The 4,313-nt window shown below is 51.8% G+C and carries 8 protein-coding genes; 5 read left to right on the top strand and 3 right to left on the bottom strand.

What is annotated here, in order from left to right:
- Positions 1-164 precede the first annotated feature (164 nt).
- The 5 genes from DW724_RS15210 to DW724_RS15195 all read left to right on the top strand — a co-directional run bounded on the left by DW724_RS15210 (position 165) and on the right by DW724_RS15195 (position 2,921).
- Positions 165-557 (top strand): Fur family transcriptional regulator, encoded by a 393-nt coding sequence (locus tag DW724_RS15210; RefSeq protein ID WP_118762043.1) that lies wholly within the window; start codon positions 165-167, stop codon positions 555-557.
- A gap of 34 nt (positions 558-591) precedes the next feature.
- Entirely contained in the window at positions 592-888 is a 297-nt protein-coding gene (locus tag DW724_RS15205; protein WP_118361606.1) for a hypothetical protein, read from the top strand.
- A 2-nt stretch (positions 889-890) separates the two neighbouring features.
- The gene (locus tag DW724_RS15200) at positions 891-1,094 is read left to right on the top strand and encodes a hypothetical protein (RefSeq protein WP_442861298.1); all 204 of its coding nucleotides are present in this window, start codon (positions 891-893) and stop codon (positions 1,092-1,094) included.
- Positions 1,091-1,252, top strand: coding sequence for a hypothetical protein (locus DW724_RS15720; protein WP_158580394.1), 162 nt, complete (start codon positions 1,091-1,093; stop codon positions 1,250-1,252). Before DW724_RS15200 ends, DW724_RS15720 begins: the two co-directional genes overlap by 4 nt.
- A gap of 319 nt (positions 1,253-1,571) precedes the next feature.
- The gene (locus tag DW724_RS15195) at positions 1,572-2,921 is read left to right on the top strand and encodes an ATP-binding protein (RefSeq protein ID WP_118762042.1); all 1,350 of its coding nucleotides are present in this window, start codon (positions 1,572-1,574) and stop codon (positions 2,919-2,921) included.
- Positions 2,922-3,193: 272 nt separating this feature from the next.
- Here DW724_RS15195 and DW724_RS15190 read toward each other — a convergent pair whose 3' ends face one another.
- The 3 genes from DW724_RS15190 to DW724_RS15180 all read right to left on the bottom strand — a co-directional run.
- On the bottom strand, positions 3,194-3,544 hold the full coding sequence (locus DW724_RS15190; RefSeq protein WP_147358691.1) for a hypothetical protein: 351 nt from the start codon (positions 3,542-3,544) through the stop codon (positions 3,194-3,196).
- A 75-nt stretch (positions 3,545-3,619) separates the two neighbouring features.
- Positions 3,620-3,919 carry a hypothetical protein gene (locus DW724_RS15185; protein ID WP_158580393.1) on the bottom strand — a complete coding sequence of 100 codons (300 nt, stop codon included), beginning with the start codon at positions 3,917-3,919 and terminating at the stop codon, positions 3,620-3,622.
- 168 nt (positions 3,920-4,087) lie between these two features.
- On the bottom strand, positions 4,088-4,313 hold a 226-nt coding region (locus DW724_RS15180; RefSeq protein ID WP_202183548.1), incomplete at its 5' end, for a peptide-methionine (R)-S-oxide reductase.

Genomic DNA, 4,313 nt, shown 5'->3' with positions numbered 1-4,313 from the left:
TCGTATACGCAGGTCGTCAAGCTGACCGGCATCAGCAAGTCCACGCTCATCCGGGAGAGGAAGCGGAGGCAGCTTTTTGCAATCTGCGAACCATTCGCATATTGACAAACCGAAAACCTGTGTTATAATAATTTGCGAATAGTTCGCAGATTGGAGGGGCAGCTATGTCAAAATACAGCACCCAGCAGCGAAAGGCGCTGCTGCACTATCTGAGCGAACACCCGGACGAGCATCTGTCCACCCGGCAGATCGCGCAGGCGCTCGCCGCTGAAAAAATCAGCCTGAGCGCAGTTTACCGCAATCTTGCGGCACTCGAAGCCGAGGGGAAAGTGCGCCGCTGTGCCAGACCCGGCACACGCGAGGTATTCTATCAATACACCGATGCCGCGCCGTGCAAGGGCGTGCTGCACATGACCTGCACCCAATGCGGACAGACCTTTCACCTGTCCGAGCAAACTGCCGTACGGCTCACCGCGCAGCTGGACGAACGCGAGGGCTTTGCGCTCGACTGCGGCGAAACCGTGCTGTTCGGCGTGTGCAGAAACTGCCGCAAATAAAACTGTTATCACGTTATCAAAGGAGGGACACAACATGAAAAAGCATCTCAGGATTGCGAAGATCCTGCTGGCGGTGCTGCTGCTGGCTGCCATGCTGTGCCCTCTTATCTTCATCACCGCAGAGGCCGACCATGACTGCACCGGCGCGGACTGCGCCATCTGCCACCAGATCAACCTCTGCGAAAACCTGCTGAACAGCCTTGGCACTGCCACGGCTGTCTGTGCTGCCGCTGCGGCAGTGGTGTATCTTCTGTGCCGCATGATCACGCTCGGTGCGGAAACCGATTGCACATTTACGCTCGTTTCCCTCAAGGTAAAGCTCTCGAATTAAATATGGGTAATACAGGGGTAAGGGCGTGCTCATCGCGCTGTGCTCCTCTCTGCTCGGCGGTGCTGTCGGTGTTCTGCGCGGTGTGCGGCATCCTGCTGTCCATTCTGGCGGGCACGCCGGTCGGCTCGACCATCGTTGCGGTGGATATCGCGGCGTTCTGCCTGTTTACGCTGGCCGGCAGGCTGAAAGGCGGTGCATCGGCATGAGAAAAACGTTTTGCGCGCTGCTCTCCGGTGTTCTGGCGCTCTCGCTCTGCGCCTGCGGTCAGCCGGTCGAGGATATCACGGTCACCGGGGAGTTCCGGTCGTATCAGGATCAGGACGGGATCACCTGCTATCGGCTGGTCGATGCGGTGTTGTCTTAAAACATAAAAAGAGTTGGCATCAGCCAGATTATCTGCTGATGCCAACTCTTTTGCCGTATAGAAGTAATCTGATACTGACAGTTAGAATCAAATATTCCGCCGCTTCCTCTTGCGGATGAGCGTGGACTTGCTGATGCCGGTTAGCTGCACGACCTGCACATCCTCTGCCGCACGGCAGCAGATACTTAAAAATGTGATTCAACCGTAATAATTCGCTCATAAAATGTGAATAGGCTAAGAATTCTCGCTTTAATTTTGTGCGGGCAATTGCATTTCTCCGTCTATCGGGATATAATACCCTCATAAGAGGTGAAACCAAATGCTCTATCTAAAACGCAAAATCGACGCTTTTCTGTCGAAATGGAAAGCAAATCCGGATAAAAAGCCGCTTATCGTCAAAGGGCCGCGGCAGGTCGGCAAGACCGAATCCATTCAGCGCTTCGCCGCAGAGAACTACACGAGCGTTATCACGATCAACTTCGTGGAAGAGCCAAAGTACAAAATGATCACCGCGGACGGCTACAAAGCGGCGGATATCATCAAAAATATCTCGCGCATCGACCCGTCTAAGCGGTTTATTGAGGGCGAAACCCTGATTTTTTTCGATGAACTGCAGGAGTTTCCCGACATTGCGACCGCGCTCAAATTCTTCAAGATCGACGGACGGTTCGACATCATTTGCAGCGGTTCCATACTCGGTCTCAACTACCGTAAAATTGAGAGCAACAGTGTCGGCTACAAGACCGATTACGAAATGTTCTCACTGGATTTTGAGGAATTTTTGTGGGCCGGCGGCTACGACGATGCCTTTATTGACGATATGCTGACGCACATGCGCACGCTGACGCCGTTCAACGAACTGGAAATGTCGGTCTGCGGCGAGCTGTTCCTTAACTACTGCATTCTCGGCGGCATGCCCGCCGTTGTCCGCGAGTTCATCGAAAAGGGCACGTTTGAAGGCTCACTCGAAACCCAGCGTCAGCTCATCGCGGACTACAAGGAAGATATCCGCAAATACGCGGACGGCATGGACCAGACCCGCATTTTGAACGTGTTTCAGCACATCCCGGTCCAGCTTGCCAAGGACAACAAGAAATTCCAGATTTCCAAGGTCGCGTCCGGTGCGCGTTTCCGCGATTACCGCGGCTGCATTGAGTGGCTGAACGATGCCGGCATGGTCACCATCTGCTACTGCCTGAATTTCCCCGAACTACCGCTCAAGGGCAATTACGACGAGACAAAGTACAAGCTGTATTTTGCGGACAGCGGTCTGCTCATTGCCATGCTGGATGAGGAAGCGCAGGAGGACTTGCGCGCCAACAAAAACCTCGGCGTGTACAAGGGCGCGCTGTATGAGAATGTAGTCGGTGAAGCGCTCGTCAAGGCCGGGTATCAGCTGTATTACTACAAGCGCGAGAATTCCACGCTCGAGCAGGATTTCTTCGTCCGAACGGCATCCGCGCTCATTCCGGTCGAGGTCAAGGCCCAGAGAGGTACGGCGAAATCTCTCCGCACACTCATCACCAGTGATAAGTATGCGGATATTCACTATGGCATCAAATTTGCCGCCGGAAATGTCGGTTTTAGTGACGATATTTATACGTTTCCGTACTTTTGCGCATTTCTACTCAAACGGTATCTGGCGGGTGAGCAGAGCGAAAAGTTGTAACTTTGTGACGTTGTAACTTTATAACTTTATAACGTTATATCTCTTTATTAATTCAGAAATTCATTCAGACCGTGTATTTCTTACTCTTTTCTGTCAGGAAGATGAAGCAGTGAAGTATAAATAAAGCAGTTTTCCGGTTGATGATTTGTTACCTGCTAAAAAGGAAGAGCCCCCTCACGAATGGGATACAACCTTTGATCGCAAAAACTGACATAAACTTTTGAACATCTTTATGAACGCCAATCCAAGCAGCAAAACCCGGAGTACACAGCCTAAAATTCAGCTGTGTGCTCCGGGTTCTCTTTATGGCAAAATTGTGCGGTATCGGTCTGACAAGCAACGGATTTGATGGTGCAAATCCAGCTTGACGGGGTGGAAGCCCTGTGCCCCCGTTTTTCAGCCGCACGGCGGAAAAAGCTCTGAATACGCCCGTCCGGCACGCCTGTGTCGGAGAGCAGCTCCTTCAAAAGTGCCCTTGATCCGCTGTCGTTCAGGTTTGTGTACTCGATCCTTTCCAATGCCGAACGCTTATCCGGCAAATCAGTGTCCGCGCCGCAGCCCGCGAATGCGGAAGCGATAAGAATAACACATATAGCCAGCATTGTCTGCCGAAATGATTTCATAATCTGCTCCATCCTTTCCTTTGACCATCGACTATTTTGCAAAGATTATTATACCATTCTAGCATAAGGTCTATGTTAAGCAAGAGGTCTTTGGGGCGATTGGAACAGCGGAAGGCTGGCTTTCACCACGCGGCTGACAAAGCGTATTATCTCATCCTTGCTGTACTTGTCATAGCCCTCCACGACGATATGCATCATTCCATTTGGCAGATGGGTATACATCATCTCAAGATCTGTTTCACTGGCATTGGGCAGTTCTTTCCGCCAGTAGGCAATACTGTCATCCTTGGCCAGGGCAATCATCCGCATAAGGACAGTTGAGTTTGTATTCTCCAAAATCAGGACTCGACACACCGCCTGATTCTGATTGACCATATCGTAGATGGCTTCGATCAGAGCCGTCACATCAAACGAATTGACATAGCGAAGGGATTTCTCAAATGTGTTGAACCGCGCCCCATTCGCTGTCTTCCCAGAAAAAGACGGCTATTCTTTTGAAGAATAGCCGTCCTGCTTTTTCGCTTGATGTGTATGCACCTGAAATCATTTCTCAAACAGATACAGGAGGTATCCGTAGCCCTCGGCCTCCATTTTTTCATAGGGGACGAAGCGCAGAGCCGCACTGTTGATGCAGTAGCGCACGCCATTGGGGGACTCCGGATCGTCGGCGAACACATGACCAAGGTGAGAATCTCCGGCACGGCTTCTGACCTCTGTGCGGCGCATGCCGTGGCTCAGGTCCTCCAGTTCCACCACGGCAGGCTCTTCA

It is taken from the genome of Butyricicoccus sp. AM27-36 (assembly GCF_003480945.1).
Classification (GTDB): domain Bacteria; phylum Bacillota; class Clostridia; order Oscillospirales; family Butyricicoccaceae; genus Agathobaculum; species Agathobaculum butyriciproducens.
Note: the sequence above shows the minus strand (reverse complement) of the source record. Positions and strands in the feature narration are given on the sequence as shown.